This is a genomic window from Sphingomonas bacterium (genome assembly GCF_903643065.1).
Lineage (GTDB): Bacteria > Pseudomonadota > Alphaproteobacteria > Sphingomonadales > Sphingomonadaceae > Sphingomonas.
Genome location: NZ_CAHJWX010000239.1, coordinates 1 through 4,487 on the forward strand (window position 1 = coordinate 1; position 4,487 = coordinate 4,487).

Annotated in this window: 5 protein-coding genes; 1 reads left to right on the top strand and 4 read right to left on the bottom strand. The window is 73.1% G+C overall.

Annotated features, from left to right (window positions below; translation table 11 throughout):
• The 3 genes from HUU95_RS09320 to HUU95_RS09330 form a co-directional block, all read right to left on the bottom strand.
• Positions 1–480 (bottom strand): alpha/beta fold hydrolase (locus HUU95_RS09320; RefSeq protein ID WP_174279861.1); only part of this gene is annotated, 480 nt, incomplete at its 3' end.
• A gap of 56 nt (positions 481–536) precedes the next feature.
• Complete coding sequence (locus HUU95_RS09325) at positions 537–1,700, bottom strand: alpha-hydroxy-acid oxidizing protein (protein WP_174279862.1); 1,164 nt, start codon at positions 1,698–1,700, stop codon at positions 537–539.
• Positions 1,701–1,784: 84 nt separating this feature from the next.
• Positions 1,785–3,041 (bottom strand): cysteine desulfurase-like protein, encoded by a 1,257-nt coding sequence (locus HUU95_RS09330; protein ID WP_174279863.1) that lies wholly within the window; start codon positions 3,039–3,041, stop codon positions 1,785–1,787.
• 75 nt (positions 3,042–3,116) lie between these two features.
• Here HUU95_RS09330 and HUU95_RS09335 point away from each other — a divergent pair, with 75 nt between their 5' ends.
• Positions 3,117–3,563: an SgcJ/EcaC family oxidoreductase gene (locus HUU95_RS09335; RefSeq protein WP_174279864.1), complete on the top strand. Its 447-nt coding sequence runs from the start codon at positions 3,117–3,119 to the stop codon at positions 3,561–3,563.
• A gap of 21 nt (positions 3,564–3,584) precedes the next feature.
• Here HUU95_RS09335 and HUU95_RS09340 read toward each other — a convergent pair whose 3' ends face one another.
• Entirely contained in the window at positions 3,585–4,376 is a 792-nt protein-coding gene (locus tag HUU95_RS09340; protein WP_174279865.1) for an exodeoxyribonuclease III, read from the bottom strand.
• Between the last annotated feature and the right edge of the window lie 111 nt (positions 4,377–4,487).

The following is a 4,487-nucleotide window of genomic DNA, read 5'->3' on the forward strand; positions in this document are numbered from 1 at the left end:
CACGCCGTGCGCGACCAGCGCATCGGGGTCGGTGACGTCGGGCCGGGCGATCAGCGCCGCCTGCGCGGCCGGCGTCGCGCGGGGGAGCGCGGGGTTGCCGGTGGAGGACATGATGGACGTGAGCGTCAGCACGCGATCGGAATACTCGATCGCGACGAGCTGCGCGACCGCGCCGCCCAGCGAGGCGCCGACGACATGCGCGCGGGCCACGCCGGCGGCGTCGAGCACCGCGACCGCGTCATCGGCCATGTGGTCGAGCGCATAGGGCTGGTCGCCCGCGTCGAGCTTGGTGGACAGGCCGCTGTCGCGATTGTCGAAGCGGATCGTGCGAAAGCCGTGCGCGACCAGCGCGTCGGTGAACGCGTCGGTCCAGCGGGTCATCTGCCCGCCCAGCCCCGCCACGAGCAGGATGGCGGGCGCGTCGGCGGGGCCCTTGCCCTCCCATTCGATCTCGATGCCGTTCGCCCGTGCCCTCGGCATGCCGGTCTCCCCTGGTCCCTGGCCTTTGACGCCGTTCCCGCGCCGATCCGGCCACGTCAGCCGGTCCGGGTCGCCCCCGCCTCGCGCACCGCGGCGAGCGTGGGCCAGCCGTTGACCGCCATCAGCAGGTCGGCTTCGGCGAGGATGCATCGGAGCACGTGTGCGCAACCGTCGGCGCCGTCCAGCGCCAGGCCATAGGCATAGGGCCGGCCGATCCCCACCGCGCGCGCGCCGAGCGCCAGCGCCTTGATCACGTCCGTACCCGAGCGGACGCCCGAATCGAACAGCACGGGCGTGGCGCCCGCCGCCGCGACGACCGCCGGCAGCAGGTCGATCGCGGCGATGCCGCCATTCGCCTGCCGGCCGCCGTGATTGGACAGGTAGATCGCGTCAACGCCCGCCGCGACCGCGCGGCGCGCGTCGTCGGGGTGGCAGATGCCCTTGAGCACGATCGGCAGCTTGGTCACCGATCGGAACCAGGCGATGTCCGCCCAGCCGAGCGGCCGCGCGAAATTGGCGGCCCACAGCGCGATCGCCTCGCGCGGATGGTCCGCGACCGGCTTGCCGAGCATTCGCCGAAAGACCGGGTCAGCGAAATAGTTCTGGAGCACGTGGCCGCGCAGCTGCGGGAAGTTGGCGACGTTGAGGTCGCGCGGGCGCCAGCCGGTGACCCAGGTGTCGAGCGTCACCACCAGCGCCTGGTACCCGGCGGCTTCCGCGCGGGCGATCAGGCTCTCGGCCAGCGCGCGGTCGGCGGGCGTGTAGAGCTGGAAAAAGGCGGGGGTGTCGCCGCAAAGCGGGCGCACCGCCTCCAGCGGGTCGTTGGACAGGGTGGAGGCGGTGAGCGGCACGCCGGTGAGCGCCGACGCGCGGGCGGCGGCGAGGTCGCCATGGCCGTCGGGCGTGCACAGGCCGGTGACGCCGATCGGCGCCATGAACACGGGGCTGGGCAGCGTCAGTCCGAACAGCTCGATCGACAGGTCGCGCTCCCGCGTGTCGACCATCATGCGCGGCACCATGCCCCAGTGACGGAACGCGCGGGCGTTCTCGTCCTGCGTCCACTCGTCGCCGCAGCCGCCCTGGATGTAGGTGAGCACCTGAGGCGGCAGCGCGGCGGCGGCGCGCCGGGCGAGCGTGGCATAATCGACGGGGAGCTTGGGCGACACGCCCTGCAGCCCGGCGGCGTAGATCTGGTTTTGATAGTCGCCGTAGTGGGGCATGGGGTCTCGGCAGGGAGCAGGGAGCAGGGAGCAGGGAGCAGGGAGCAGGGAGCAGGGAGCAGGGTAGCTCCGGCCCTGTTCGTGTCACCTGCTTTCCTGTTCCCCGCTTCCTGATACCTGCTCCCTCAGCGCCTCGATCAGCCGGTCCACCTCCGCCGCCGTCGAGTAATGGCACAATCCCACGCGCACGAGCCCGCCCGCCTCGTCCAGCCCGAGCCGGCGGATCGCCTCCACCGCGTAGAAATGGCCGGACCAGGCGTGGATGCCGCGCGCGGCGAGCTGCGCGGCGACGGCGTCGGGGTGATGGCCGGCGAGCGTGAAGGCAAAGGTGGGGACGCGAGCCGCCATCGTCGGCGGGCCGTACAGGCGCAGGCCCGGGAGAGCGGCGAGCCCGGCGAGGAGGCGCTCGCCCAGTCCCGTCTCATAGTCGGCGCAGGCGCGCATCGCGGCGACGAGGCGGGCACGGCGGCTATTGGCGGTCGGGTCCACCTCGCCGCCCAGCCAGTCGAGATAGGCGACCGTGCCGAGCGTCCCCGCCAGCGCCTCGAATGAGGGCGTGCCCGTCTCGAACCGATGCGCGCCAGTCGTGCCGGCGGGGCGGACCTTGTAGGCGTCGATCCGCGCGGCGAGGTCGGCGCGGACCCAGAGCACGCCGGCATGCGGCCCGAAGAACTTGTAGGGCGAGCAGGCGAGCAGGTCGGCGCCGAGCGCGGCGACATCGGTGACGACGTGCGGCACGGACTGAACCCCGTCGACATAGACCAGCGCGTCGGAGCGCCCGCGCACGGCCGCGACGATCGCCGGCAGGTCGTTGAGCGTGCCGAGCGCGTTGGACGCGCCGCCGGCCGCGACGAGCCGGGTGCGCGCGTCGAGCAGCCCGGGGAGCTGGTCGAGCCGGAGCCGGCCATCGTCGGGATCGAAGTCGAGCCAGCGGACCGCCATGCCCCGGTCCGCCGCGACCGCGAGCCAGGGCGCGACGTTGGCGTCGTGATCGAGGCGGGTGACGACCAGATTGTCGCCCTCGCCCCAATCGCGCGACAGCGCGTGGGCGACGGCGAAGGTCAGCGTCGTCATGTTGGCGCCGAACGCGATCTCGTCCGGTCGCGCGCCGAGCAGGTCGGCGATCGCGGCGTGGGCGTCCTCCGCGAGCTGGCCGGTGTCGCGCGAGGTCGCGAACGCGCCGCCGGTATTGGCGGTGCCGCCGGTCAGGTGCGCGGTCATCGCCGCGATCGCGGGCGCGCAGACCTGCGTCCCGCCGGGCGCGTCGAAGAAGGCACGGCCGGTATCGGCGGCGTGGAGCGCGGGGAAGCGGGCGCGGACGGCGTCGATCGGGAAGGTCATGGCGTGGGTGTCGACCAGCGGCGGCTTCGGCGCAACCCGGTTGACCGCGACGCGAATCGCGCGAGAATGCGGGCCATGGCCGACCACGCCCCGTTCCGCGCGATCCTCGACGAGCAGGAGCGCGCCTGGGCGGCGGGCGACGCGGACGGCATCGCGCGCGACGTGACGGACGACGTGGTGTTCACCAACGTGGTGGGTATGTTCGCGGTCGGTCGCGCGGGCTTCGTCGGCCAGCACGTGCATATCTTCGCGACCTTCTATCGCGGCACGGTGCTGCGGCAGCACATCGAGCACCTCGCCTTTGTCCGGGCGGATGTGGCGATCGTGAACAGCCATACGCAAGTGACCGGCTTCGGCGAGATGCCCGCCGCGTTCCCGGCGCTCGACGGCGTGCTCCATACCCGGCTGGAGCAGGTGATGGTCCGCGACGCCGGCCGCTGGCGCGTGGCGGCGTTCCACAACACGGTGGTCAGTCCGCAGGCCGCGTCGGCCCTGCCGCCAGACCGTCCACCCATCTCCTGAGCGCCGACGGACGTCATCGGATCAGCGCGCGTTCCGGGCCGGGCAGTCCAGCTCCACCCAGGCCGGCGCGTGGTCGCTGGCGTGATCCCAGCCGCGCACGTCGCGGTCGACGCCGGCGGCGCGCAGGCGCGCGGCGAGCGCGGGGGCGAGCAGCAGGTGATCGAGGCGCAGCCCCGCGTCACGGTCCCAGGCGTGGCGCAGATAGTCCCAGAAGCTATAGACTCGCCCGCCCGGATGGAGGTGGCGGATCGCGTCGGTCCAGCCCTGCGCGACCAGCGCGGCATAGCGGTCGCGGACGGCGGGGACGAACAGCGCGTCGTCGCGCCAGCGCTCCGGCTTGTACACGTCGAGATCGGTCGGCATGACGTTGAAGTCGCCGAGCAGGATCACCGGCGCGCCGGTCGCGAGCAGGTCGGCGGCGTGGGCGAGCAGCGCGTCGAACCAGGCGAGCTTATAGTCGAACCGGGCCCCGGGACGCGGATTGCCGTTGGGGAGGTACAGGCCGGCGACCAGCACGCCGGCGATCGCGGCCTCGATATAGCGGCTCTGGCCCGGATCGGGATCGCCGGGCAGGCCGCGCCGGGTCTCGACGGGCACCCCGACGCGCGAGAGCAGCGCGACGCCGTTCCAGCGCGACTGGCCGTGCCAGATCGATTCGTAGCCGGCGGCGCGCAACGCGGCGGCCGGGAACTTGGCGTCCGGCGCCTTCAGCTCCTGCAGGCAAACGATGTCGGGGGTCGACTCGGCGAGCCAGCGGAGCAGGACGGGGAGGCGGCCGTTGACGCCGTTGACGTTGAAGGTGGCGATCTTCACCCGCGTCGGCGGCGCGTCGTCCACCAGGCAAGGCCGCCGGCGGCAAGCGTGGCAGTGGCGAGCCCGCCCGCGACCAGCGCCTTGGCGCCGCGATCGGGATCGCGCAGCCCG

Coding starts and splice junctions, on each gene's coding strand:
- HUU95_RS09325 (WP_174279862.1), bottom strand. CDS start 1,700: ATGCCCCACTACGGCGACTATCAAAACCAGATCTACGCCGCCGGGCTG.
- HUU95_RS09330 (WP_174279863.1), bottom strand. CDS start 3,041: ATGACCTTCCCGATCGACGCCGTCCGCGCCCGCTTCCCCGCGCTCCAC.
- HUU95_RS09335 (WP_174279864.1), top strand. CDS start 3,117: ATGGCCGACCACGCCCCGTTCCGCGCGATCCTCGACGAGCAGGAGCGC.